The organism is Corynebacterium sp. 32222D000AT, from assembly GCF_053546955.1.
On sequence record NZ_JBPPVW010000024.1, the window covers coordinates 1 to 24,536 of the forward strand.

The 24,536-nt window shown below is 65.5% G+C and carries 29 protein-coding genes and 1 pseudogene; 9 read left to right on the top strand and 21 right to left on the bottom strand.

What is annotated here, in order from left to right:
* Both ACEE23_RS10615 and ACEE23_RS10620 read left to right on the top strand, forming a co-directional pair.
* Nucleotides 1–564 (top strand): annotated as a pseudogene (locus ACEE23_RS10615) (type VII secretion integral membrane protein EccD); the annotation flags it as partial.
* 65 nt (nucleotides 565–629) lie between these two features.
* A complete protein-coding gene (locus ACEE23_RS10620; RefSeq protein WP_448873601.1) occupies nucleotides 630–1,757 on the top strand; it encodes a S8 family serine peptidase in 1,128 nt (375 codons plus the stop codon).
* Here the strand turns inward: ACEE23_RS10620 and eccB are convergent.
* The 14 genes from eccB to ACEE23_RS10690 all read right to left on the bottom strand — a co-directional run bounded on the left by eccB (nucleotide 1,751) and on the right by ACEE23_RS10690 (nucleotide 13,627).
* Entirely contained in the window at nucleotides 1,751–3,043 is a 1,293-nt protein-coding gene (gene eccB / locus ACEE23_RS10625; RefSeq protein ID WP_368534271.1) for a type VII secretion protein EccB, read from the bottom strand. The genes ACEE23_RS10620 and eccB overlap by 7 nt on opposite strands.
* 114 nt (nucleotides 3,044–3,157) lie before the next feature.
* A complete protein-coding gene (truA, locus tag ACEE23_RS10630; RefSeq protein ID WP_448872711.1) occupies nucleotides 3,158–4,084 on the bottom strand; it encodes a tRNA pseudouridine(38-40) synthase TruA in 927 nt (308 codons plus the stop codon).
* Between the two features lie 538 nt (nucleotides 4,085–4,622).
* Nucleotides 4,623–5,159, bottom strand: a complete 537-nt coding sequence (gene rplQ / locus ACEE23_RS10635; RefSeq protein WP_368520796.1) for a 50S ribosomal protein L17 — start codon at nucleotides 5,157–5,159, stop codon at nucleotides 4,623–4,625.
* 64 nt (nucleotides 5,160–5,223) lie between these two features.
* Nucleotides 5,224–6,234 carry a DNA-directed RNA polymerase subunit alpha gene (locus ACEE23_RS10640; protein ID WP_448872713.1) on the bottom strand — a complete coding sequence of 337 codons (1,011 nt, stop codon included), beginning with the start codon at nucleotides 6,232–6,234 and terminating at the stop codon, nucleotides 5,224–5,226.
* A gap of 66 nt (nucleotides 6,235–6,300) precedes the next feature.
* Nucleotides 6,301–6,906: a 30S ribosomal protein S4 gene (rpsD, locus tag ACEE23_RS10645; protein WP_070768226.1), complete on the bottom strand. Its 606-nt coding sequence runs from the start codon at nucleotides 6,904–6,906 to the stop codon at nucleotides 6,301–6,303.
* Between the two features lie 23 nt (nucleotides 6,907–6,929).
* Nucleotides 6,930–7,334, bottom strand: coding sequence for a 30S ribosomal protein S11 (gene rpsK, locus ACEE23_RS10650; RefSeq protein WP_070768225.1), 405 nt, complete (start codon nucleotides 7,332–7,334; stop codon nucleotides 6,930–6,932).
* Nucleotides 7,335–7,337: 3 nt separating this feature from the next.
* Nucleotides 7,338–7,706 (bottom strand): 30S ribosomal protein S13, encoded by a 369-nt coding sequence (gene rpsM, locus ACEE23_RS10655; RefSeq protein ID WP_296202787.1) that lies wholly within the window; start codon nucleotides 7,704–7,706, stop codon nucleotides 7,338–7,340.
* A gap of 182 nt (nucleotides 7,707–7,888) precedes the next feature.
* Complete coding sequence (gene infA / locus ACEE23_RS10660; protein ID WP_004566852.1) at nucleotides 7,889–8,107, bottom strand: translation initiation factor IF-1; 219 nt, start codon at nucleotides 8,105–8,107, stop codon at nucleotides 7,889–7,891.
* Between the two features lie 256 nt (nucleotides 8,108–8,363).
* A complete protein-coding gene (locus tag ACEE23_RS10665) occupies nucleotides 8,364–9,224 on the bottom strand; it encodes a L,D-transpeptidase (protein WP_368520795.1) in 861 nt (286 codons plus the stop codon).
* A 153-nt stretch (nucleotides 9,225–9,377) separates the two neighbouring features.
* The gene (map, locus tag ACEE23_RS10670) at nucleotides 9,378–10,175 is read right to left on the bottom strand and encodes a type I methionyl aminopeptidase (protein WP_448872732.1); all 798 of its coding nucleotides are present in this window, start codon (nucleotides 10,173–10,175) and stop codon (nucleotides 9,378–9,380) included.
* 16 nt (nucleotides 10,176–10,191) lie between these two features.
* Nucleotides 10,192–10,737 (bottom strand): adenylate kinase, encoded by a 546-nt coding sequence (locus tag ACEE23_RS10675; protein WP_368520794.1) that lies wholly within the window; start codon nucleotides 10,735–10,737, stop codon nucleotides 10,192–10,194.
* Nucleotides 10,737–12,062, bottom strand: coding sequence for a preprotein translocase subunit SecY (secY, locus tag ACEE23_RS10680; RefSeq protein ID WP_070768220.1), 1,326 nt, complete (start codon nucleotides 12,060–12,062; stop codon nucleotides 10,737–10,739). The genes ACEE23_RS10675 and secY overlap by 1 nt, the downstream gene beginning before the upstream one ends.
* A 258-nt stretch (nucleotides 12,063–12,320) precedes the next feature.
* Nucleotides 12,321–12,986, bottom strand: coding sequence for a response regulator (locus ACEE23_RS10685; protein ID WP_368520793.1), 666 nt, complete (start codon nucleotides 12,984–12,986; stop codon nucleotides 12,321–12,323).
* Nucleotides 12,986–13,627 (bottom strand): sensor histidine kinase, encoded by a 642-nt coding sequence (locus tag ACEE23_RS10690; RefSeq protein WP_409338209.1) that lies wholly within the window; start codon nucleotides 13,625–13,627, stop codon nucleotides 12,986–12,988. Before ACEE23_RS10690 ends, ACEE23_RS10685 begins: the two co-directional genes overlap by 1 nt.
* Nucleotides 13,628–13,825: 198 nt before the next feature.
* Between ACEE23_RS10690 and ACEE23_RS10695 the strand changes: the two genes are divergently transcribed.
* Genes ACEE23_RS10695 through ACEE23_RS10705 form a run of 3 tightly spaced genes read left to right on the top strand, consistent with a single transcriptional unit; the run spans nucleotide 13,826 to nucleotide 16,167 of the window.
* Complete coding sequence (locus tag ACEE23_RS10695; protein ID WP_368526390.1) at nucleotides 13,826–14,512, top strand: ABC transporter ATP-binding protein; 687 nt, start codon at nucleotides 13,826–13,828, stop codon at nucleotides 14,510–14,512.
* Nucleotides 14,509–15,951, top strand: a complete 1,443-nt coding sequence (locus ACEE23_RS10700) for an FtsX-like permease family protein (RefSeq protein ID WP_368520790.1) — start codon at nucleotides 14,509–14,511, stop codon at nucleotides 15,949–15,951. Before ACEE23_RS10695 ends, ACEE23_RS10700 begins: the two co-directional genes overlap by 4 nt.
* Nucleotides 15,952–15,999: 48 nt before the next feature.
* Entirely contained in the window at nucleotides 16,000–16,167 is a 168-nt protein-coding gene (locus ACEE23_RS10705) for a hypothetical protein (protein ID WP_368520789.1), read from the top strand.
* Nucleotides 16,168–16,310: 143 nt separating this feature from the next.
* On the opposite strand, the gene rplO is transcribed toward ACEE23_RS10705, so the two are convergent.
* From rplO to rpsH, 6 genes are read right to left on the bottom strand one after another with little or no spacing between them, the layout of a single operon-like run.
* Nucleotides 16,311–16,760 carry a 50S ribosomal protein L15 gene (gene rplO, locus ACEE23_RS10710; protein ID WP_070768216.1) on the bottom strand — a complete coding sequence of 150 codons (450 nt, stop codon included), beginning with the start codon at nucleotides 16,758–16,760 and terminating at the stop codon, nucleotides 16,311–16,313.
* A gap of 7 nt (nucleotides 16,761–16,767) precedes the next feature.
* On the bottom strand, nucleotides 16,768–16,953 hold the full coding sequence (rpmD, locus tag ACEE23_RS10715) for a 50S ribosomal protein L30 (RefSeq protein WP_290224733.1): 186 nt from the start codon (nucleotides 16,951–16,953) through the stop codon (nucleotides 16,768–16,770).
* 3 nt (nucleotides 16,954–16,956) lie between these two features.
* Complete coding sequence (rpsE, locus tag ACEE23_RS10720) at nucleotides 16,957–17,577, bottom strand: 30S ribosomal protein S5 (protein WP_070768214.1); 621 nt, start codon at nucleotides 17,575–17,577, stop codon at nucleotides 16,957–16,959.
* A 34-nt stretch (nucleotides 17,578–17,611) separates the two neighbouring features.
* A complete protein-coding gene (gene rplR / locus ACEE23_RS10725; RefSeq protein ID WP_070768213.1) occupies nucleotides 17,612–18,013 on the bottom strand; it encodes a 50S ribosomal protein L18 in 402 nt (133 codons plus the stop codon).
* 3 nt (nucleotides 18,014–18,016) lie between these two features.
* Nucleotides 18,017–18,553: a 50S ribosomal protein L6 gene (gene rplF, locus ACEE23_RS10730; protein ID WP_368520788.1), complete on the bottom strand. Its 537-nt coding sequence runs from the start codon at nucleotides 18,551–18,553 to the stop codon at nucleotides 18,017–18,019.
* Nucleotides 18,554–18,567: 14 nt separating this feature from the next.
* The gene (rpsH, locus tag ACEE23_RS10735; RefSeq protein ID WP_368520787.1) at nucleotides 18,568–18,951 is read right to left on the bottom strand and encodes a 30S ribosomal protein S8; all 384 of its coding nucleotides are present in this window, start codon (nucleotides 18,949–18,951) and stop codon (nucleotides 18,568–18,570) included.
* 500 nt (nucleotides 18,952–19,451) lie between these two features.
* On the opposite strand from rpsH, the gene ACEE23_RS10740 reads away from it, so the two are divergent.
* Nucleotides 19,452–19,724 carry a DUF6457 domain-containing protein gene (locus ACEE23_RS10740; protein ID WP_448872720.1) on the top strand — a complete coding sequence of 91 codons (273 nt, stop codon included), beginning with the start codon at nucleotides 19,452–19,454 and terminating at the stop codon, nucleotides 19,722–19,724.
* An 84-nt stretch (nucleotides 19,725–19,808) separates the two neighbouring features.
* Nucleotides 19,809–20,648, top strand: coding sequence for a formate dehydrogenase accessory sulfurtransferase FdhD (gene fdhD / locus ACEE23_RS10745; protein WP_448872722.1), 840 nt, complete (start codon nucleotides 19,809–19,811; stop codon nucleotides 20,646–20,648).
* A 142-nt stretch (nucleotides 20,649–20,790) separates the two neighbouring features.
* Here the strand turns inward: fdhD and ACEE23_RS10750 are convergent, their stop codons facing one another.
* Complete coding sequence (locus tag ACEE23_RS10750) at nucleotides 20,791–21,576, bottom strand: formate/nitrite transporter family protein (RefSeq protein ID WP_448872724.1); 786 nt, start codon at nucleotides 21,574–21,576, stop codon at nucleotides 20,791–20,793.
* A 235-nt stretch (nucleotides 21,577–21,811) separates the two neighbouring features.
* Here ACEE23_RS10750 and ACEE23_RS10755 point away from each other — a divergent pair, with 235 nt between their 5' ends.
* Nucleotides 21,812–22,789: a hypothetical protein gene (locus ACEE23_RS10755; RefSeq protein WP_448873603.1), complete on the top strand. Its 978-nt coding sequence runs from the start codon at nucleotides 21,812–21,814 to the stop codon at nucleotides 22,787–22,789.
* Between the two features lie 406 nt (nucleotides 22,790–23,195).
* Nucleotides 23,196–24,197: a hypothetical protein gene (locus ACEE23_RS10760; RefSeq protein WP_448872728.1), complete on the top strand. Its 1,002-nt coding sequence runs from the start codon at nucleotides 23,196–23,198 to the stop codon at nucleotides 24,195–24,197.
* Nucleotides 24,198–24,536 lie beyond the last annotated feature (339 nt).

Consider the following 24,536-nt stretch of genomic DNA (forward strand, 5'->3'; position numbering starts at 1 on the left):
GGCCAGGACTTGTCGGTCTCCGACGGGCACCAGCCGGACGTGGACGCCCGCGCCCGGCGCGCCCAGGAGCTCTACGCCGGGGTCTGCCTGGGCGCCGGGCTGGCTGCGCTGCCCGCCCTGGCGGCGCTGGCGCTGACCGGCACGGGCATTACGCCGGTCTACGAGGGGCCCTTCGGCACGCAGCTTCACGGCTCCGGCTTCGCCCAGGCGCTGTGCCTGTGCGTCGGCGGGGCACTCATCATGCACGCGGTGCGGCACGGGCAGGCCAGCGCCGCATGGTGCCTGTCCCTGCTGGCGGCCGCTAGCCTGCTGACCGCCTGCCTCATCCCGGTTGCGGCCAGCGCGCCGGCCAGCGACGGCGACCCGCACCTGGCGATGTTCATCGTCGCCGGCTTCGCCGCCGCGGGCGCGCTGAGCACCCCGCTGTGGGCGGCGAAAGTCCCCGCGGCGGAGCCGACCACCATCGTCTGGTGGGAGCGCGCCGAGGCGCTTGCCATCGCCACGTGCCTGCCCCTGGCCGCGCACCTAATCGGGCTCTTCGCCCTGCTGCGGGGGCTGGGATGACGCAGCGTCCAGGACGAGGAACTAGGTGCGCCGCAGCACTCGTCGCCGGCGCCGTCGTCGCGGGTGTGGCTCCCATAGCCGCCGCGGCGGAGCCGGACACCGCCTGCGCGGTGGCAGTACCCACCGAGGAGGTCCCCGCCCCGACCGCCGAGCAGGCCGACTACCGCGCCCGCCTGCACGCCCAGGCCACCGGGGACGGGGTGACCGTGGCGGTCATCGACACCGGCGTCCACCCGCACCCGCAGCTGGGCCAGCTGGATCCGGGCCCCGACTTCGTCGACCCGGAGGAACCGAACCCGCTCGAGGACTGCGACGCCCACGGGACCGTGGTCGCCGGGGTCATCGCCGCGGCCGATACCGGTCTGGCCCCCGGCGCCCGGGTGCTATCCATCCGGCAGACCTCGGCGCACTACCGCGCCGCCGGCGGGGACGGCGGGCAGGAGGACGCTGCGGCCGGCGACCTGGATACGCTGGCCGAGGCCATCGAGGCGGCCGTGGACGCGGAGGCCGACGTGATCAACATCTCGGTGGTCTCCTGCCTGCCCGCCGGCACCAGCGTGGACACCAGCCGGCTCGACGCCGCCCTAGAGCGTGCCGAGGCCGCCGGGACCGTGGTGGTCGCCGCCGCCGGCAACGCCGGTGATTCCTGCGAGCCGGGCCATACCGTCTACCCGGCCCATGCCGCCACGGTCGTCTCCGTGGGCGCGCTGGCTGGCCCGCAGGTCCGTGCGGAATATTCCATCCCGCAGCCCGACTCCGGCCTGGCGCTGTCCGCGCCGGGCTCGGTGCCGCTGGGGTTAAGCCCCGACGGGCAGGGCTGGGCCCGGGCCGTCGTGGCGGCCGATGGGACTGGCCCGCAGCGCGAGTTCACGGGCACCAGCTTCGCCGCGCCGACCGTCGCCGGCACCGCGGCACTGCTGCGGGAGGTCCATCCGGGTGCCAGTGCCGCAGACATCCGCGCGCTGCTGGCGCAGGCGGCCGAGCCCGCCCACGGCGGCGTGGATCCCTTGGCGGCCGTGGGCGCGCGCCCGGCCGATTACGCCGAGGAAGAACGGGCGCTGGCCGTGGCCGCGGGCGAGGACGCCATCCGTCCGGCCACCCGGCGGGCGCAGCTGGTGCTGCTCGGCCTGGCCGGCACCGCGTTAGTGGCGGCCCTGGGTTGGGCCACCCTCCGGCGCGGGCGCGCTCAGTAGCTGGCCTTCAGCGCTTCCTCCCGGCTGAGCTGGCTGCCGCCCGGCAACAGCCGGAGGATCTGCCAGGGCGCATGCGCCCCGGTGCTCGTGCCCAGGGCCTCCAGCGTGGCCTCGTCCTCCACGGAGTGCCGCAGGCCGTGCGCGGTGACCAGATGGAAGCCGTGCTCGGAACTTAGCCCCAGCCCGCCCTGGGGCAAGCCGCTGAAGCGGTCGGCCACGGCCGAGCCGGACAGTTCGATAGTCCCCTCCTGTGGCGGGGCGGCTGCCCCGCGGCCGGCGGCCGTCGCGCACAGCCAGCCGTGGGCCGGGTCGATGAACTCAGGCGCGGCTTCGGGCAGGCTGAAGGCCTCCTGCGCCGCCGGGGCATCGGGCAGGGCGGCGACCTCCTCGTGGCTCAGGCGCTGCAGATCCGCGCCGGCATCGACCAAGGCGCCGGCCTGCGGCTCGGTTAGCGCGAAGACTCCCTGGTCCGTCCGGGCCCACAGCCCCTGGTCCCCGGTGCCGGTGTCGATGACGGCCGGCAGCGGGTCCGGGAATTCGACGGCGGGCAGCACCCGGAAAGCGTTGAGCATCTCCGCGGGCAGCTCCCAGCGGAAGGTGTCCGCGTCCACGCCCAGGGCGCGCCGGATTATCCGCCCTTCCGTCGTCTCCGCCGGAGGGATTTCGCGCCGGCCCTGCACGTCCACCAGCCAGTCCGTGCCCTCCGTTTCCACCCACGCGGCCCGCCCGTCGAGGAGCTCGTGGCCCTGGTTGGCGGTTACCACGATGTCGCCGGCGCTGAACTCGCGGGCGGCGTCGATGGTGATGACGAAGCCGGGGGTTTCCGCCGCGTCCGCGCCGGCGAAGCAGGCCAACCACTCCACCGCGTTTTCGGTGCCGGAGGCGGCGATAAAGCCGGGCGCGTCCGCAATACCCAGGGGCACGCCCAGCTGCGCGTCGTCTAGGTGCTGGGTGCCGATGCGGGCCGGTTCCGCCGGCTCGCCGGCGATGATGCGGGCCGAGGCCAAATTGGAAACCGGGTGGTAGGTGCCGTCGACGAGCACGAAGAGCTGCTTGTCCGCCGATTCCACGATGGGCGCCTCGCCGGGGTTAGGCTCCGGCTGCAGCCAGGCCAGCAGGGCCGAGCCTATGCCCACCAGCACCACGGCGATAAGCCCGAAGATAAGCGCCCGCCGGCGGGTGGACAGCGGGTCATGGATCATGCGGATATCCCCCATGACCAGGCCGTGCTCTACCCGCCTGCGCAGGAACTTGTGGCCGGATACTTGCGCTTTCGTAGTGGGCACTGGACGCGCCATAAAATTTCCCCCCTGGGTAGCCAGCGACACCCCATCGCTGCTGTAGAAACCGTACCGTCGGCAGCCAGAAAACTCTGCCGCTGCCCGTCAGGGTAGCCGGGCTTAGCCCAGCTCGCTACCGCTGCGCTTGGCCCGGGTGGCCTCCGCCCGTGCGGAGAGCTCTTCCGGGGCCGGGTAGTCCACGCCCACCAGGCTCAGCCCCTTGGCCAGGGCGACCGGGATCTGGGAGGAGCGTTGACTCTCCGCGAGCATCGCCGTGGCGAAGTCGACGTCCCGGCGCCCCTGCCCCACCGCCAGGCAGCAGCCCACCAGAGAGCGCACCATGGACCAGCAAAACGCGTCGGCGACCACGTGCGCCTGGTACAGGTTCGGCTCGGTCGGGGTTGAGATATCCTCCCAGGTAAAGCTCTCCAGTTCCCGGATGGTGGTGGAGTGTGGCTTGGCCTTACAAAAGGCCGCGAAGTCGTGCAGGCCCACCAGGAGGTTAGCGGCCTGCTGCATGGCGTCGATGTCCACCGGCTTCGACCAGACCGCGGTATCCGCCCGGCGCAGAGGCAGCGCCCCGGCCGGGGAGGTGGTCACCCGGTAGACGTAGTGCCGCCGCAGGGCCGAAAAGCGCGCGTCGAAGCCATCCGGGGCGAAGGCGACGTCGTGGACGCGGATATCCTCCGGCAGGAGCTTGGCCAGGCGGCGGACCAGCTTGCCCGGATCCCCGTCGATGGAGCGTTGCTGCAAGCAATCCTCCGGGATATCGAAGTGCGCGACCTGGCCGGCCGCGTGCACCCCGGCGTCGGTGCGCCCAGCGACGGTCAGTTCGACCGGGTGGCGCAGGATCATCGTCAGGTTGTCCTCGATAACCGCCTGGACCGTGCGCAGCTCGCTGCCCTGCTGCGGCTTCTGCCGGGCCCACCCGTGGAAGCCGGTACCGTCGTAGGCGACGTCCAGCCGCACGCGCCGCAGGCTCGCCGCGGGCGCGGGGTTCGGCGTTTCCTCCGGGGTGACTTGGGGGCTGTGCTCAGCAGGGTTCATAGGCCCACATGCTACCGCCACGCCGGGTTGGAAAAAAATCTTTGGGAGGGATTTTTCGGCACCTAGCGGGCATTATGTAGGATAGCTGAATGTGTGAGAACTGCATTAACAGCGCCTTTACAGACTGACCTGTCACAATAATTGTCAGGCGCCAAGGGAAGGCGAAAGTTTTCCACTTTCCTTGGTGTGGATTTGAGAGATGGTCCTTGCACCCCGCAGGGCGGCTGGTGACAGCCAAAGCGGGGTGGACTTCGCAGAGGCGGCTTGAACGGCCGCGGAGGAGTTTTCCTTTTCAAGCCGTAGCTTGGGGAACCTTAGAGAGACAGAGACAGCGAACCGCCGGTAGCCTTCGGGCCGCCGGCGGTTCGTTGTTGTATCAGGCGCCGTCAAGGACGGCGCGCTGGTTTGTGCACTGGGCGGTCCTATCCCGCGCGGGGCGGTATCCCCCCGCAAGGCGCGCGGCCACCACGGCACAAAGAAACCGCCCGTCCTTACCGCAGGTGCGGAATGGACGGGCGGTCTACTGAGTGAGAAGGACTTACTTGTCCTCAGCCTCGGTCTCAGCCTCGGCGGAAGCCTCCTCGGCCGGAGCCTCGGTAGTCTCCTCAGCCGGAGCTTCCTCAGCGGTCTCCTCGGCCTTTTCAGCCTCGGCCTCTTCGGCCTCAGCCTGCTTGGAGGCGGCAGCGCGGGTGGCGCGGTTAGCCTCGGCGGAGACGGTCTCCTCGGTCACCAGGGAGATCTGGGACATCGGAGCGTTGTCGCCGGCACGGTTGTCCAGCTTTATGGTGCGGGTGTAGCCGCCGTCGCGGTTAGCGAACTTCGGGGCCAGCTCATCAAACAGGTAAGCAACAACATCCTTGTGCGGGATGAGCTTCAGAACCTGGCGGCGGTCGGCAACGGAGCCGGACTTGGCCTTGGTGATGATCTTCTCAGCGTAAGGACGAAGCATCTTCGCCTTCGCATCGGTGGTCTTGATAGCGCCGTGCTCGAACAGGCTGACTGCCAGGTTGCTCAGCAGGTGAGCTTGCTGGGCAGCGGAGCCGCCGAGACGGGCACCCTTCTTCGGGGTAGGCATTATGTACTCCTCGTTAGCGTTTTAAATGAGCGCTGCAGCCGGCGGGGCCGGCGCACTAGCTTCTTTACTCGGAATCGTCTGCAGCCGGATCCTTAAAGTCACCGGTTTCAGCGTCGTAACCTTCCAGCTGGGTGGGGTCGAAGTCTTCCGGAGTGTCCTTCAGAGCCAGACCCAGGTTAGCCAGCTTGATCTTTACCTCATTGATCGACTTCTGACCGAAGTTGCGGATATCCAGCAGATCGGACTCGGTGCACTCGGCGAGCTCACCGACGGTGTGGATTTCCTGGCGCTTCAGGCAGTTGTAGGAGCGAACGGAGAAGTTCAGGTCCTCAATCGGCTTGCTGTAGGCAGCGATGAACTCCGTCTCCTGCGGGGACGGGCCGATCTCGATGCCCTCGGCGGCCGTGTTGAGTTCGCGGGCCAAGCCGAACAGCTCGACCAGGGTGCCACCGGCGGAAGCCAGGGCGTCGCGAGCGGTGATGGAGTTCTTGGTCTCCACGTCGATGATCAGCTTGTCAAAGTCGGTGCGCTGCTCAACACGAGTTGCCTCGACCTTGTACGAAACCTTGAGGACCGGGGAGTAGATCTGGTCGACCGGGATGCGACCGATTTCCCCAGACGTAGCGGCGGCCGGCACGTAGCCGCGGCCGCGCTCTACGACGAGCTCCATGTCCAGCTTCGCGGTGTCATTCAGGCTGGCGATGTGCAGATCCGGGTTGTAAATCTCCACGCCGGCCGGCGGCTGAATGTCGCCCGCGGTGACCTCGCCCGGGCCTTCCTTGCTCAGGTACATAACGACCGGTTCCTCGGAGTCCGACGACAGTACCAGGCCCTTGATGTTCAGGATGATCTCGGAAACGTCTTCCTTGACCCCGTTGATGGTGGTGAACTCGTGGAGAACGCCATCAATCTTGACGGAGGTCACGGCCGCGCCCGGGATGGACGACAGCAAGGTACGACGCAGGGAGTTGCCGAGGGTGTAACCGAAGCCCGGCTCGAGCGGTTCGATGACGAACTTGGAACGAGACGAGTCGATGAATTCCTCGGAGAGCTGAGGACGCTGGGAAATGAGCATTGAAATTCTCCTTTTCGACGCCCGCTATATGACGTCGGTAGAGGGATAAAGATGACTTTTCGAAGTTTACTTCGAGTAAAGCTCGACGATGAGCTGCTCCTGCAGCGGGATGTCGATTTGTGCGCGCTCGGGCAGCTGGTGCACGAGGATGCGCAGGGTCTCCGGAACGACCTGCAGCCATGCCGGAACGTTGGCGTCGGCCAGGCGATCCTGGGCCTCTTCGAACCATTCCATCTTCTGGGAACGCTCACGGACATCGATGATGTCGTACTGCGTCACGCGGAAGGACGGAACGTTGATGTTCTTACCGTTGACGGTGAAGTGGCCGTGGGAGACCAGCTGACGGGCCTGGCGGCGGGTGCGAGCCAGACCAGCGCGGTAGACCACGTTGTCCAGGCGGGACTCCAGCAGGATGACCAGGTTGTCACCGGTCTTGCCCGGCAGACGGTTGGCCTCTGCGTAGTAGCGACGGAACTGACGCTCCAGGACACCGTAGGTGTACTTTGCCTTCTGCTTTTCCTGCAGCTGCAGCAAGTACTCGGATTCCTTGATGCGGTTGCGGCCAGCCTGTCCCGGGGGGTACGGGCGGCGCTCAAACGCCATGTCGCCGCCGACCAGGTCGACGCGGAGACGGCGGGATACACGGGTAGCGGGGCCGGTATAACGAGCCATAGTTTAGTTACCTCTTCCTTCCCTTAAACGCGACGACGCTTCGGCGGACGGCAGCCGTTGTGCGGCTGCGGAGTCACATCCGAGATCGAGGACACCTCCAGGCCGGCGGCCTGGAGCGAACGGATTGCGGTTTCGCGGCCCGAGCCCGGGCCCTTAACGAAAACGTCAACCTTCTTCATCCCGTGCTCCATCGCCTTGCGGGCGGCGGACTCGGCAGCCATCTGAGCTGCGAACGGGGTGGACTTACGGGAACCCTTGAAGCCGACGTGACCGGAGGATGCCCAGGAAATAACAGCACCGGTCTGATCGGTGATCGAGACGATGGTGTTGTTGAAGGTGGACTTGATGTACGCGTGGCCCTGGGCCACATTCTTCTTTACGACGCGACGGCCGGAACGGCGGGCGCCGGAACGAGTCTTTGGAGGCATGAATTACTTCTTCTTTCCTGCGATCGTCTTCTTCGGACCCTTACGAGTACGAGCATTGGTCTTGGTGCGCTGACCACGAACCGGCAGGCCACGACGGTGGCGCAGGCCCTGGTAGCAGCCAATTTCAATCTTGCGGCGGATGTCAGCCTGTACCTGGCGGCGCAGATCGCCTTCTACCTTGTACTCAGCCTCGATCGCGTCACGCAGTGCCGACAGCTGGTCATCATCCAGGTTGTCGGTACGCAGGTCGGGAGAGATGCCGGTCTTTTCCAGCAGTGCCTTGGCACGGGTGTGCCCGATGCCATAGATGTAGGTGAGAGCGATCTCCATGCGCTTGTTGCGCGGGAGATCAACACCAGCTAGACGTGCCATGTGGCTTGTCCTTTCGGGTTTTTACGGTGGTTTTCTCCCTACCCGTCCCCTACCATTTCGCGCGCTGCCCGGACCGTGCCGGTGCCAGCGCGAAATTGTGGTGGGGCTCAAGCCACCGTGGCCTGAGGTAGAAAAAGGCGACCGACCTTGCGGCCGCCCCTGGGTAAGGAGGCTTACTGTCTTTACTTGTAGCGGTAGACGATGCGTCCGCGGGTCAGGTCGTAAGGAGACAGCTCAACAACTACCCGGTCCTCAGGGAGGATGCGGATGTAGTGCTGACGCATTTTGCCCGAAATGTGGGCAAGAACCTTGTGTCCGTTGTCAAGCTCGACACGAAACATTGCATTCGGCAAGGGCTCGATGATGCGGCCCTCGACCTCAATTGCGCCTTCCTTAGCCATAACCTCAACTTTTCTAGCCGCTGGCTACTAGCCGAAGCGACTGCATGTATTTGTCTACTGCCTGGCGTTTATCGTGCGGAGAGTTCCGCACACATACACCAAACAAAGAGCATACGCGTTAACGACACGAATTCCAAACCCGTCCCCTAACGTTCATGCTGGGTGCCCGCGCGCTAGCGACGCCAAAAAGACCCGCCCCGCGCCTGGATGAGGCGGGCGGGGCGGGCCGGGGAAGTTTCAGATGTCGAAGCTTCGCTTAGTAGATGAAGACCTTGTCACCAATCTGCAGGTCGTTGAAGTAACGGATAGCAGCCTGGTCCGGCAGGCGGACGCAGCCAGCGGAGTCGTAGGCCGGGTCGCCCAGGTGGAAGGCGTGGCCGTTGTTGGTGAAGTAGATGGCGTAAGGCATCGGGGCGTTGTTGAACTCGTAGGAGATCTCGTCCTTGATCTTACGGTTGACGTGGAAGGTGCCACGCGGGGTCTCCTGGCCCGTCTTGCCCGGGGCCATGGACGGGGCGACGTAGGTGACATCGCCGTTCTTCTGCAGCCAGGTGCGGCGGCCGTCCAGGTCGACGCAGACGGCGGCGTCGGCCGGGCACGGGCCGCGGTTGAAGGCGTTGCGCTGGCGCTCCTGCTCCGCCTTGCGGGCAGCGGCTTCGGCGGCAGCCTTCTCGCGGGCGGCCTGCTCGGCCTGGGCGCGGGCGGCGGCCTCGCGGGCAGCCTTGGCCTCGGCCTGCTTCTGGGCCACCAGGCCCGGGAACAGAGCGTTCAGGACGTTGTCGACGACCGGGCGCAGGGCGTTGGCGGCCTGCGGGTTGAGCTTGTTGACCTCGTTGAGCATCTGGTTGCGGGTGTTCCAGGCCTGCTCGCGGGCACCGCCGAAGAACTTGTCTGCTTCTTCCTGCACCTGCTTGGACAGCTGGTCGATGTTCGGCAGCTGGGAGCTGCCCTGGTTCAGCTGAACTTGGGAGGACAGTTGGGTCGGGTCCGGCATTTGCTGGGCGTGGGCGTTCGGCACGCCACCAATCAGGGTGACGGCCATGGCCACCGTGGCGGCCAGCGCTAAGGCGGCGCGACGGAAAGCCAGGGGGACGGCATTGAAGCGGAATTTCGACATGCTGAAAATTATAGACCTCTGGCCGAGGAATTTCCCAGCCGGGCATGAACGTTACCAAATCGTAGCCGCGCACAGGCCTGTCCCGCCCGGCGTCGCCGCGCGCTCGCTGGGAGCTTTTGGAGTGTTTGGGGAGCTTGGCCCTAGGCAGCCGGGCTACTTGTCGTAGCGCGGGGTCAGGATGCGCGGGCCGTCGGCGGTGGCGGCGACGGTGTGCTCCCAGTGGGAGGTCAGCGAGCCGTCCTCGGTAATGACGGTCCAGTCGTCGTCCAGGACCACGGAGTCCTCGGTGCCCAGCGTGAGCATGGGCTCGATGGCCAGCACGGAGCCTTCCTGGATATAGGGCCCGCGGCCCGGGCGGCCCTCGTTGGCCAGGTAGGGCTCCTCGTGCATGGTGCAGCCGATGCCGTGGCCGCCGTAGCCGTCGACGATGAACAGCTCAACGCCGAATTTCTCCTCGGCGGCCCAGGTGGCCAGCTCGAGGGCGTGGGAGACGTCGGTCAGCCGGTTGCCCGGCACCATGGCCTTGAGCCCCTCGGACAGGACCCAGGCGGTGGCATCGTTCAGCTTGGTGGCCTCCGCGCTGACCTCGCCGACAGGGAAAGTCCAGGCGCTGTCGCCCACCCAGCCGTCGAGGGTGGCCCCGCAGTCGATGGAGACCAGGTCACCTTCGGCCAGGATCGTCTCCTCATCCGGGATGCCGTGGACGATGACGTCGTTCACGGAGGCGCAGATGGAGCCCGGGAAGCCCTCGTAACCTTTGAAGGTGGGCTGAGCGCCGGCGCCGCGGATGAGTTCTTCCGCGACGGCGTCGAGTTCGAGGGTAGATACGCCTGGCGCCGCAGCCAAGCGCACGGCCTGCAGGGCGCGACCGACGATTTCGCCGGCCGCCTGCATGGCGTCGAGTTCACCCGGGGTGCGGGCGGGGATGCGTTTGCTGCGGCGCGAGAAGATGGAAATGGCTCTTAACCTACTTCCCCAGTGCTTCCATGGCGCGGGCGTTAATCTCTTCGACCTCGCCCTCGGCCTTGATCGGGATGATGGCGTCGCCGTAGTGCTGGATGAGCGGGAAGGTCTCATCGCGGTAGACGCCCAGGCGGGTGCGGATGGTGTCCTCGGTGTCATCGGCGCGGCCGCGGGCCAGCATGCGCTCGACCACGACGTCCTCGGAAACCTCGAAGTTCAGCACGCCGTCCAGCTTCAGGCCCTTGTCGGCCAGCAGCTGGGTCAGGATGTCGGCCTGCTCCACGGTGCGCGGGAAGCCGTCCAGCAGGAAGCCCTTGGCGGCGTCGTCCTGCTCGAGGCGGTCCTTGACCATGCGGGCGGTGACGTCGGTCGGCACGAGCTGACCGGCGTCCATGTAGGACTTGGCTTCCTTGCCTAGCTCGGTGCCCTCGCCGATGTTGGCGCGGAAGAGGTCACCGGTGGAGATGTGCGGGATGCCCAGCTTTTCGCTCAAAATAGCGGCCTGCGTGCCCTTGCCGGCACCGGGAGGTCCAAGGAGTACGTAACGCATTATTTCAACAGTCCTTCGTAGTTCGATTGCAGAAGCTGGGACTCAATCTGCTTGACGGTAGTCAAGGCAACAGAGACCATAATCAAGATCGCGGTACCACCGAAGGCGGTCATGCCGCCGCCCTGGGAGTGCCCCACGCCGAAGTCCAGCAGGATGTTCGGCAGGATAGCAATGATACCCAGGTAGGCAGCGCCCACGAACAGCAGGCGGTTCATCACGTAGCCCAGGTACTCGGCCGTCGGGCGGCCGGGGCGGATGCCCGGAATGAAGCCACCGTACTTCTTCATATTATCCGCTTGCTCCGCCGGATCGTACTGAACCGAAACGTAGAAGTAGGCGAAGAAGATGGTCAGCACGAAGTAGAGCACGATGTACTGCCAGGACGCCGGGCTCTGCAGCCAGGAGATGACGTTGCGCTGCCACCAGTTGTCCGGGGTGACCGCGTTGTTGGAGTTGACGATCTGGGTGATCAGCACCGGCATGTAAATCAGCGAGGAGGCGAAGATCACCGGGATAACGCCGGCCTGGTTGACCTTCAGCGGCAGGTAGGTGGAGGAACCACCGTACTGGCGGCGGCCCACCATGCGCTTGGCGTACTGGACCGGGATGCGGCGCTGGCCCTGCTCGATGAAGGTGATGCCGATGACCAGGACGATGACGCCGGCGACGATCATGGCGAAGACCAGGCCGCCGTTGTTCTGCAGGATGTTCATGCCGTCGGTAGGCAGACGGGTCGCGATACCTGCGAAGATCATCAGGGACATGCCGTTACCGATACCCTTTTCGGTAATCAGCTCGCCCATCCACATCACGAGCACGGCGCCGGAGGTCATCACCAGCACCAGCACCACCAGGTCGAAGATGTTGCGGTCCGGAACCAGGACCTCCACGCCCTGGCCCAGCAGCTGCTGACGGTCGGCCAGGGCGACGATGCCGGAGGACTGCAGCAGCGCCAGCGCCACGGTGAGGTAGCGGGTGTACTGCGTCATCTTGGTCTGCCCGGACTGGCCTTCCTTCTTCAGCTGCTCGAAGTGCGGGATGACCACGGTCAGCAGCTGCACGATAATGGAGGCCGTAATGTACGGCATGATGCCGATGGCGAAGATCGACAGCTGCAGCAGCGCGCCACCCGAGAACAGGTTGATGACGGAGTACAGGTTGCCGGATTCTTCCGTCAGGTCGCGCAGACGGCCCGCGATGGCGCCGTAGTCGACGCCCGGGGACGGGATCTGCGCGCCGATGCGGTACGCAATGATCATCACGATCGTAAAGATGATCTTCTTGCGCAGATCGGCGTCCTTAAATGCCTGAATAATGGCGGACACTACACAATCCTCCTGGCCTACCGAGGGCGTGCGCAGAAAAATACCGCCCGCGTCTCACGCGTGCCGGTGCCCTTCTACTGCCTCGAGGTGGATACTCATTTGACCCGCTGGGCAACGCCAGGCCGCCGCCCGCGGCGCGCGCGGTAAAGGCAGCCTGGTTAGCCCTCCGGGTGGGATGAACAGTTTTGACCCCATTACCCTACCAGCCCCAAAAGCATTAGCCCCAATAGCAGCGACCTAAACGCGATTAGGCTCGCCTTAGCCGGGCAGCTGGCGCTGCGCGAGATAGCGCAAGATGGCCTTGACCCGCCGGTTTTCCTCCGCCGGGTCCAAGCGCAGCTTCAGGAAGATATTGCTCACATGTTTGCCCACCGCCGCGGTCGATAGGAACAGCTGGTTCTCGATCTCCCGGTTCGACAGCCCGCAGGACATCAGCTCCAAGACCTCTCGCTCCCGCGGGGTGAGCTCGCCGATGCCGCTGCGCGCCGAGTTCATCAGCGCCTGCGCCACCGTGGGGTCGATGACCACGCCGCCGGCGGCCACCGTGTCCAGGGACTTAAGGAAGTCCGCCACTTCCGACACCCGGTCCTTGAGCAGGTAGCCGGTCCCGCCGTCGGTGTTATCGAAAAGCTCCACGGCATAGGCCGGGGCCACGTACTGGCTCAAAACCACGACCGCCAGGCCGGGAAACTCCTGCCGTAGGCTCACCGCAGTCCGCAGGCCGTCGTCGGCCATGCGCGGCGGCATCCGCACGTCCGTGATTAAGACTTCGGGGAGTTGGCCGGCGGCGGCCAACTCACGCACCAGGCCGACCAGCTGGTCGGCGTCGCTAGCCTGGCCGACGACGCGGTGGCCGCGGCGCTCTAGCAGCCCGGCCACGCCCTCGCGCAGCAGCGCGGAATCATCCGCGATAACAATCCGCATTATCCGATCCCCGTTTCTCCTCGTTCCAACAACAACGGAATGACCGCCGCCACCCGCGTGGGGCCGCCCGCCGGCGAGGTCAGCTCCAGCCTGCCGCCGAAAGCCGCCAGCCGCTCGCGCATCCCGGCCAGGCCACAGCCTGGAGTTAGCTCGGCCCCACCCGGGCCCTCGTCCACCACGGTGATGCGCAGGTTGGCGTCGGCGGTGACCAGGACACTGACCGCCGCGCCCGGGGCGTGCTTGGAGGCATTGGTCATGGCCTCGGTGGCGAAGAAATAGGCGGCCGCCAAAATGCTGGGTTGCAGATCCGGCAGCGGGTGCGGGGCGCGGACGGCGACGTGCGGGCCCAACCCCGCCGCGGCATCGTTCAGCGCGGCCACCAGCCCGCGGTCCGTGAGCACCTGCGGCTGGATGCCGCGGACGGTCGCGCGCAGGCTGGCCAGCCCGTTTTCGATGTCCTCCTTGGCCGCGCGCACCAGGTCTGCCTCGGTACCCTCCAGGTCCAGCAGGGCCTCGCCCAGCTTGATGGAGGCCGCCACGAGGTACTGCTGGGTGCCGTCGTGCAGATCCCGCTCTATGCGCTGGCGCTCGACTTCGTAGGCGTCCGCGATCGCCCGGCGGGCGCGGGTAAGCTCGGCCAAGCGCTGGGCTTGCGCCCGCTCTTGCGCGCGCTCGGTGGCGGCCGGGTTGAAGGCCGCGCGCGGGTTATGCTTCCACGGGAGTTTCACACTGACAGACTTTAACGCCTGCGCTTTCGGTGGGGGTAGGGCCAGCCCTACCCGGAAATCTAGTTCCACCCCGCTTCTGCGCCGGCGTTTTCCTACGTTGAATAGGTAGACATGACCACCACACTGAAACTCAACGACGTCACCAAGAATTTTGGCGGCAACGATGTCCTCTCCGGCATCACCCTGGAGCTTTCCCCGGGTGAAACCGCCGCCATCATGGGCCCGTCCGGCTCCGGCAAGTCCACCCTTTTGCACTGCATGTCCGGGGTCCTGCTCCCCACCACCGGCCGCGTCCACTTCGGAACGACCGACCTGACCGAGCTCAACGACGGCGACCGCTCGCACCTGCGCCTTAGCTCCTTCGGCTTCGTCTTCCAGGACGGGCAACTCCTGCCGGAGCTGACCGCCGCGGAGAATATCGCTCTGCCGGCTACCCTGACCGGCACCTCCCGCCGGAAGGCCCGGCGCCGCGCCGTCCACCTGCTGGATCAGCTGGGCCTGGGCGAGTTCGCCGACCGCCGCCCCGGGCCTCTGTCCGGCGGGCAGGCCCAGCGCGTGGCCATCGCCCGCGCGCTGGCTACCGAGCCCGCGGTCATCTTCGCCGACGAGCCGACCGGGGCGCTCGACCAAGCCACCGGGCACGACGTCATGCAGATGCTGACGACCCTGGTGCGCCAGCAGGGCTCCACCCTGGTGCTGGTCACCCACGACGCGCAGGTGGCCGACTGGCTGGACCGGCGCATCGAGCTGCGCGACGGCATCATCCACGACGACCGCCAGCTGGGGGCCGCACGATGAGCACTCCCACCGCCTCTCCGAGCTCCCGTCCCGCGCCGGTGCGCGCCTCCATCGGCGGCCTGGCGCTGCAGCTGTTCCGGGCCTCCGTGTCCTCGCGCTCCGGCACCGGCACCCTGACCCTGCTCTCGCTCGGCTCGCTGACGGTGGGCGCGACCATCGCCTTCCTCGTCGCCGGCGGGACGTACATGTTCTACCGCCGGGGCGAAAACGCTCACCTCCAGGCCGGCTTGGACACCTCCCAGCCGGGCATGGACGCGCACACTTGGACGGTCTTGGCCCTGATTGCTTGCGCCTTCCTCGTACCTGCCCTGTTTAGCCTCATCTCCCAGGCCGCCGTCACCAGCGCCGCCGGGAGGGAGCGGCGGCTGGCCGCCCTGCGGCTCATCGGGCTTAGCGCCCGCGACATCACCCGCATGACGGTCCTGGAGACGGGCATCAACGCGGTGGTCGGCACCGCGCTCGGGGCCTTGCTCAGCGCGCTGCTGGTCCCCGCCTTTGCCACCCTGACCTTTATGGGGGTTCCCCTCTCCCCGACCGAGCTCTACCTGCCGTGGTGGGGCTACCTGGCCGTCGGCTCCGCTCTCATCGTCCTCGCGCTAGCCGCCGCCCTGGCCGGCATGCAGCGGGTCGCGGTGAGCCCGCTAGGGGTAGCCCGCCGCCAGATGCCCCGCGCCCTGCGCTGGTGGCGCGCCGTGGCCTTCCTGGTGCTCGCCGTCGGCCTGCTGGTAGGAGTCAATCAGTTCGACTTTTTTGCCAGCCTGGGGGCTATGCTCGCCATCGCCGCTTTTCTCTTTCTGCTCATCGGCACTCTGAGCCTCATCGCCCCGCTCTTCCTCCAGGTCAGCGCCTGGGTGGCGGGTATGTTGGGCTCTAATGCAAACTTCATCGCCTCCCGCCGCGTGGCCACTGGGGCCCGGGCGGCCTGGCGGCGGGTCGCCCCGAGCGCGCTCTTCGGCCTCTTGGCCGGGTATATGATCGTCTCCCCCTTCGGCGACGACGACCTGAGCCAGTCGCTGCGGGAGAACCCGGAGACCTCCATCATTTTCCACGACGTCTTTACCGGGATCATCCTGACCATCTCCTTCGGCTTCTGCATCACGGCGATGTCCATCCTGCAGGGCCAGGCGCACGAGGTCTTCGCCAACGCTGACCTGACCCGCAGCCTCCGGCTGATGGGGCTGCGCCCGGGCTTCCTCACCCGCGTGGCCGCCTACGAGATCTTCGCACCCCTCGTCTCCGTCAGCCTCCTCGGATTTGCCTGGGGCGCTCTCCTCGGCCTGGTGATGCTCTACAGCAGCGGGGATCTGGAGATCGCCCCGCGCCTGGCTAACGCCGGGCTCCTGCTGGGCGCCGGCTGGCTGGTCGTGGCCGTGGCTTTTATCGCCGTTATCCCCCTTCGGAATCGGGTAGCCCGCCACGCCACCCGCAAAAACGACTAGGGTGGCTGCTTAGACAACCGTTAGCCGTTAAAGGAAGGAATTCTATCTATGGCTACCACTAAGTTTCAGCCCACCCGCCGCCTGGCGGCCGTCGCCCTGACCGCGCTGCTCGCCGTGGGCGGCGCCACCGCCTGCGACGACTCTTCGCGCAGCGAGAACGAGCACGACGTCTCCTCCACCGAGCCGTCCGCGCCGGCCTCCGAAGAATCCAAGTAACCTAGCGCGCCGCTCACCTGGCGCTTGCCGCTCCAACGCGTTGAGCGCTCGAGTGGCATACAACGCATAGAAAAATCCCACCGCCGGTCTCCCTCAAGCGGGAACCCGGCGGTGGGATTTTATTTAGTAGGTCTTAAAAAGACTTACTTGGTCGCGGTGGTGGAGCCACCGGCGGCCTCGATCTTCTCCACAGCGGACTTGGAGAACTTGTCAGCGGTGACGTTCAGCTTGACGCTGATTTCACCGTTGCCCAGGACCTTGACCGGCTGCTTAGCGCGGACCAGGCCGGCGGAGACGATGTCTGCGACAGTGACGTCGCCGCCGTTCGGGAAGGCCTTGGCCAGGTCGGACACGTTGACCACCTGGTAATCGACCTTGTTCGGGTTGCGGAAGCCCTTGAGCTTCGGCAGACGCATGTGGATGGGCATTTGGCCACCCTCGAAAGCGGCCGAAACCTGCTTACGTGCCTTAGTACCCTTGGTACCGCGGCCGGCGGTCTTACCCTTGGAAGCTTCACCGCGGCCGACGCGGGTCTTAGCCTTGTTTGCACCCTTGGAAGGGCGCAGATCGTGCAGCTTGATGATATCAGCCATGATTTATCTACTCCCCTGCCACTTCTTCAACGGTGACCAGGTGACGCACCTTGTTAACCATGCCGCGGATGACCGGGGTGTCCTGCTTAACGACGGACTGACCGATCCGCTTGAGGCCCAGGGCCTCAATGTTGGCGCGGTGGTTCGGCTTGGTGCCCACCAGGCCCTTAATTTGAGTAATCTTCAGAGCCATTGTTTATGCCTCCTGACCTGCGCGACGGCGCAGCATACGGGCCGGGGTGACCTCCTCGACGGACTTGCCGCGGCGAGCGGCAACTTCCTCGGGGCGGACCAGCTGCTTGAGGCCGTCCACGGTAGCACGGACGACGTTGAGGGCGTTGTCGGAGCCCAGGGACTTCGACAGGATGTCCTGCACGCCGGCGCACTCAAGCACCGGGCGGGCAGCGCCACCAGCGATTACACCGGTACCGGGGGCGGCCGGCTTCATCATGACGATGCCGGCGGCGTCGCGGCCCTCGACCGGGTGGGTGATGGTGCCAGCGATCATCGGGACGCGGAAGAAGTTCTTGCGAGCTTCCTCGGCACCCTTCTGGATGGCGGCCGGGACTTCCTTGGCCTTGCCGTAGCCGACGCCGACCATGCCCTGGCCGTCGCCAACGACCACGAGAGCGGTGAACGACATGTTGCGGCCACCCTTGACGGTCTTGGAGACGCGGTTGATGGTCACAACGCGCTCGATGTACTTATCGCGCTCGTTGTCCTGGTTACGACGATCGTTGCGGCGGTTGTGGCCACCGCGGTTGTTGTTCTTGTTCTCGGCGGAGCGTCCGCCGTCACGCTGTTCACGGTCCGACATTAGGCGTTCCTTCCGTTGATGTTTCCGTTGACCATTAGAACTTCAGACCGCCTTCACGTGCGGCCTCAGCCAGAGCTGCGACGCGACCGTGGTACTTGTAACCACCGCGGTCGAAGACAACCTGCTCGATGCCAGCTGCCTTGGCGCGCTCTGCGATCAGCTCGCCCACCTTGGAAGCCTTAGCCTTCTTGTCGCCCTCGAGGGCGCGGATGTCCGCTTCCATGGTGGACGCGGAGACCAAGGTGTGGCCCGCCAGGTCGTCGATGACCTGGACGTGCATGTGGCGGGAAGAGCGGTGGAGAACCAGACGCGGTGCCTCCGGGGTACCGCGCAGGGTCTTGCGGATACGGAAGTGACGGCGGGCGCGTGCCTCGCGACGACGGCTAGAGATGTCCTTGCCGACTGGAGTGCGCTTGTTGTTTTCAGTGTTTGCCATTGCTTACTTACCCGTCTTTCCGACCTTGCGGCGGATCTGCTCGCCTTCGTAACGAATGCCCTTGCCCTTGTAAGGATCGTCCTTACGCAGGCGGCGGATGTTCGCGGCGATCTGTCCGACAGCTTGCTTGTCAATGCCAGTGATGGAGAACTTGGTGGCGCCATCAGTTGCGAAGCTGATGCCCTCCGGAGCCTCAATGAGGATCGGGTGGGAGTAGCCCAAGTTGAACTCCAGGTTCGAACCCTTCTGCTGAACGCGGTAGCCGACACCGAAGATTTCCATCTTGATGGTGTAGCCATCGGTCACGCCGATGACGGCGTTGTTGATGAGGGAACGAGACAGGCCGTGCAGGGCACGGTGCTTGCGGTGATCATCCGGGCGGGAAACGCGGATCTCGTTGTCCTCCACGGCGACGGTGATCGGCTCCGGAACCTCGACGGTCAGGGTGCCCTTCGGGCCCTTAACCTCGATGGTCTGTCCGTTGATCTTGGTTTCGACGCCGCTCTTAACGGCGATGGGTGCTAGACCGACTCGAGACATGTGTCATACCTCCCTTACCAGACGTAGGCGAGAACTTCTCCGCCTACGCCCTTCTCCTGAGCCTGACGATCGGTCAGCAGACCGTGGGACGTGGAGATGATAGCCACGCCCAGGCCGCCAAGGACCTTCGGCAGGTTGGTGGACTTTGCATACACACGCAGACCCGGCTTAGACACGCGGCGCAGACCGGACAGGGAGCGCTCACGGTTGTTGTACTTAAGCTCGAGGGACAGCTCGCGGTCCTCGACAGAGTAGTCAGCGATGTAGCCTTCCTGCTTCAAGATCTCAGCGATGTTGACCTTGATCTTGGAGGTCGGCATCGACACGGTGTCGTGGTGCGCATGGTTTGCGTTGCGCACGCGCGACAGCATGTCGGCGATAGGATCAGTCATGGTCATGGTTAAACGACCGTTACCTTTCTCGTTGCGGTTCCCATCCCAGCCGCGCGACAGGCAGAGACTGCCTGCCCGTTCGACTGGACTCACCACGCGCGTTTTCCGTGTGATTTCGGGCTACTCACGCTCCCCGCGGTCAATACCGCGAGGCGCTCGCCACCCTTTGATACAGACACGGTCCGCTTTATCGGCGAGGGGCCTACAACAAAGTTGATGTTCAATTCTTACCTGGAAGGCGCCGAAAAAATCACGGCTCCGCAGGACCCTTTGGGTACTGCCGCGCAGGTCAGGGGTTCAAAACCCCCGACGGACGCTATTCCAACGGGTCAGTGTACCCAACCAGCAGGGCGTTTGTAAAATTTCTACTGCTCACGACTTCTTCGCCGCCCGCGGGGCTTTCCCGCACCCCTTCCGCCGCCCCACCGCAGAATCCAATCAGGCTCCCCCTTGCCTATTCACCAGCATCAACGCCTCCTTTTGCGCGGGGGCCTAAACTGGGTCCCATGTCTGATGATGCGAAGAAGATCGATAACAACAAGGAACCCATGCAGTCCGCCCACGCCTGGCTGGTCGAGGCCGCCGGCCACCTGGGCCTCGACCAGGCGGATGCCACCGCCCTGACCAAGGGATTGCTCGACCTGACCGCCGACGTCGCCCACAACCGCTCCCGCCCGGCCGCACCGCTAACCGCGTTCCTGGTGGGCCTGGCCTCTAAAGACACCGACGAGGCCCGCCAGCACATCGAGAAGCTGCGCGCCCAGATCGCCGAGCAGTAGCAACCCGGCCGCCGCGGCCAAGCCCACAGCAAGCCAGATCAGAGAGACCCCAGGTCAGAAAGACCACCCAGACCAGGAGGATTAGTGTCCAACAGGGTTAACGCCCGCTTTGCCGTCACCCGCGTGCGCCTTGACGACGACGGCCAGCTCACCCAGGTCGACACCCGGGCCGATACCGTCGCGGGCGAGGAACCGCTGGAGATCCGCGTGGACGGCCAGACGATTACGACCACCATGCGCACCCCGGGCCACGACGTGGAGCTGGCCCACGGCTTCCTCCACTCGGAGGGACACATCCGGGCCGCCGCCGACGTGACGACCGCGCGCTACTGCGCCGGATCGACTGTCAACGGGGAGAACACCTACAACCTGCTGGACGTGGAACTGGCCCGTCAGAACGTCATCGAGCTTTCGGATCTGCGCCTGGGGCTGACGACCTCCGCGTGCGGGGTCTGCGGTACTTCCTCCATCGAGCAGCTCCAGCACAAGCTGCCCTACCCCATCCCCCACTGGGACGTGGACCCGCAGCTCATCGCAACCATCCCGGACCGCCTGCGCGAGTACCAAAAACAGTTCAAAAAGACCGGCGGCATCCACGCCGCGGCCGCCTTCACCATGGACAGCGAGCCGGTCGTCGTGCGCGAGGACATCGGCCGCCACAACGCCGCCGACAAGGTCATCGGACACCTGCTGCTGGAAGGGCGTCTACCCGCCCACGACTTGGTGCTAGTGGTTAGCTCCCGCGCCTCTTTCGAGCTGGTGCAAAAGGCCGCCATGGCCGGCTTCCCCGCGCTGATTGCGGTCTCCGCCGCCTCCTCCCTTGCCGTCGAGACCGCCCGCGAGGCCGGCATGGCACTGGTCGGCTTCGCCCGCGGCAACCGCTTTAACCTGTACTCCGGCCAGCTGGACCGCTCGCGGGGTTAAACGCCCCGCACACGCACCACCAGATCACCAAAGGCCCGCCGGGCACATACCCAGCGGGCCTCGTCCTCAGCAGGTGAGAACTCCCCGAAATTGGGAGATTCGCGGAGCCAAAAGGCCCGAGAGTCCTTGTCCCTGGCAGGGATTAGTCGCGGTATTCCTCGGGGCCGTTGTTCAGCCAGGCGTAGACGCCGCCGATGAGGAAGCCGCCGCCGACCAGGTTGCCCAGCCAGACCAGGGTCCAGTTGAGCGCGACGTTGCCGATGGTCAGCGCAGCCGGGAGCGGATCCGAGCCGAAGGCGGTGAGCAGGAAGAGGCAGAAGTTAGCAATAACGTGCTCGAGGCCCAGGCCCACGAAGCAGGCGATGATGGGCACGATCATAAAGAACTTGGAGACGACCTCCTTGGCGAAGATGCCGCCCACGATGGCCATGTTGACCACGAAGTTGGCCAGGATGGCCTCGACGAACATGCCCTGCGGGGACTTGGTCAGCTTGCCCTCGGACAGGGTGACGATGAGGTGGCTGGGGTCCATCCCGGAGAATTTCGCCGACATGCCCATGGCCGCGGCGAAAAGAATCACGCCCAACAGGTTGAAGAAGGTCGTGACGATGAGCAGCCAGAGACCCTTGCCCCACGAGACCTGCTTGTTGACCGCGCCGTAGACCATGTACATCATGTTGCCGGTGGCCAGGTCAGCGCCGAGCACCACGATGGCGAACAGGCCCAGGCCGAAGATCATGGCGAAGACCGGGGTGCCCAGGCCGGGCGCGAGCTGCTCCACAGCGTTGCCCACGACGCCCGCGAAGGCGGTGCCCACGGTCAGGTAGACGCCCGCCAGGGTGGAGCGGCCCGCGAACCTGCTGAAGGACTTGTCCAGCAGGGTCACTTTCTTATTGACGGCCGCGGCGGCCGAATCATTCAACGACATTGATTTCCTTTACTGCGGTTACGCGGAAGGGGCCACGCGGGCCTAGTACGCATAAAATTTTAAGACTATTTCCAGCACTTGCATAATCAGGGCGCAAAGATTTTCCAGACACCCCAACCGTGTCTTTTGCAACTCCAGTCACTCCAGGCACTATGGTTGTGTATATTCGTTCCGCTGGCCCGGCCGGCGGACTCCTTCCCCTCTCCCCGCCCTATCCCTTTTCGGAGCCACCTCGATGCCGAGCCACCCACACACCAGTGCCTGGGCCGCCTTGCAGGCCCGGGGCGATGCCGCCCGCCCGGATTCCCGCTCCGCTACCCGCCCCCGGCCGGAGGCCGACGGCCCCCGCCGGAGCACGGATACCACCCCGCGACAACACCCTTTGGCCTTCCCGCAACAGGAGGCGCCCGCGGCTACGCCGGCGAGCACCCAGGTAGACACCGCCGAAAGCACTGCCGGTCCCAGACTGCTCCGCGCGTGGTCCAACAACGGCGCGGTCCGCGTCGCCGTCGGCGTGGTAGCTACGGTCGCGCTTATCTTCTCCATCCAGCGCACCGTCGAGACCCCGGAGGAAATCACCCAGGCCCCGCAGCTGTCGGCCCACGCGGGCGAGGCCCCGGCTATCGCCCCGTCGCCGGCGCAGGAGATGTACGTACCGGCGGTCGGCATTCACGCCAATTTCGACGCGGAGCCCTGCCGGGCTAAAGACGGCGCCATCGATCCGGAGAACATGGACACCGCGTGCACGTATACCGGAGATGACCGCCCCTATTCCCTACCCGGCACCACCGCCGAGGACCTCGTGGTGGTCGCCGGCCACACCGGCGCGGGCGTGCCCGGGGTCTTCGACAACCTCTACGACGGCGGCAGCGACGAGCACCGCATCAATGTGGGCGACAAGCTCTACCTGCGCACGGCGGCCTCCGGCGACGACTGGCTGGTCTATACAGCCACCGACCTCCACGACCCCGACAAGGGCGGGCTGGCTGACGATGCCTCCGTCTGGGGCGACGGCCCCCAGCCCGGGCGCCTTTTGACCATCAGCTGCATCCAGCCCGCCAACCTGTGGCAGCCGGCCGTCCGCAACGCGGTCGTGGGCTGGCAGCTGGAATCCGTGGTCAGCCCCGACGCCGGCAGTGATGCGCCGGACCAGGTCTCCCCGGACGAGGTTCAACCCGTGCCCTACCCGGGCAAGGAGCCGGCCACGCTCTAGACCGGATCCCCACCGGAGACCCGCCAGCGACACTACCCCAGCGCAGTTGTCTATACCCCCGAAACCTACCCCCAGCGAAGATCGCGAGCCCTAAATAATACCTTTTCGCCGAAAAGATAGCACTTCGCCACGCCGAAAACTGTTCGAGCCTCCACCAAGCTGGAACTTCATCTAGCACCCGTTAAGGCACCCGCCGCGCTGTCTACGCTTTTAGGGCCAAAATTAGTGAGCCACTCTCAAAGTTACTGATGAGAAAATTGTTACTTGTTGTGACAAAAGGTGCGCTTGGGGCTAATCTCAATTTCGATGGCGCCATGGTCCCCTATTCGAACTTGGCGCCTAGTCCCATCACCCTCAAGGAGAACCTCTCATACAGAAGCTCACCCGCACCCTGACCGCCGGCGTTATGGCCGCAGCTCTTACCCTGGGCGGCACCGTCGTGGCTCAGGCCCAGGAAAACCCGATGACGCTCACCGTCGACGGCACGGAGTACTACAAGAACGCCGACGGCAAGTACACCTCCGGTTTCGGCGAGGATGCCACCGAACTGACCGGCGCGGAGCTCGACAACGCCCTGAATGCGTGGCGCGAAGAAAACGGCTTCACCTCTGAAGGCGAAGCAGGTGACACCGGCGAGGAAGGCACCCCCGAGGGAAACGAGGGCATCCCGGCCCCGGCCACCATTGAGGAAGAGGGCACCACCTGGTACCAATCCACCCAGGACAAGGGCGTCTACGTCGACGACCCGGCCAAGGTCAACGAGCCGGTTACCGACGAGATGCGCGCTGCTTCTCAGGCCATGCTGGACAACCGCGCCGCCCGCTTGGAGCACGGCGACAACGAAGGTATCCCGCTTCCGGTAGAAATCACCGATAAGGACGGCGTGACCTGGTACCAGTCCACCCAGGACAAGGGCGTCTACGTCGACGATCCGGCCAAGGTCAACGAGCCGATCACCGACGAGATGCGCGCTGCTTCCGATGCCATGCTGGCCGAATACGACAAGCAGCAGGCAGAGGAAGAAAAGGACTACTCCAAGCTGGCTTGGCTGGCCCTGCCGGCAGCCCTCATCATCGGCGGCGTGACCTGGTACCTGATGCAGGACGGCAAGACCTACACCCAGGACAAGTCCCGCGTGAACGAGCAGCCGACTGCAGAAGAAAAGGCCGCCTCCGAGGAGCTTTTGGCCGCTAACAAGGACGAGGTCATCGCCCAGGGCGGCAAGCTGGACGAGGCCGCCGGCGCCGGCGCCCAGGGTGTCGGCACCGCTCAGGACACCGCCACCGCCCCGCGCGGTATGGCCGCTGAGACCGGCTCCAACACCGTGGCACGCGGCCTCATCGCCCTAGCGGTAGTCGCCATGGCTGGCGCCGCCGCCTTCGTGGCCCGCCGCAAGTTCTTCGCCTAATAACGCGAAACCGAAACGCTAAAGCTCCCGCCCTCACCAACCCGGTGACCACGGGAGCTTTTCTATGCCCAGCTCAGCGCCCCTAAGCAGCCACCGAGACTCAGCAGGCGGCTATGAAGCTCTCTCAGCAACGGCGTGCCTCGGATACGCCGCAGAGCGCACAGGCTACTGCCCCGTGCCGCAGTTGAATGGGGGCGTCCGCTAAAGAGCAAAAACAGAGTAGAAAAAGACAGAAGACAGAGAAGAACCCCGGCCGGTACTTTGAACTGCCCCCCATTAGTTGGACTGAGAAATCAGTTACCGATTAGTGGGGAGTAGTTTTCATTGAGAGCTCGAAGT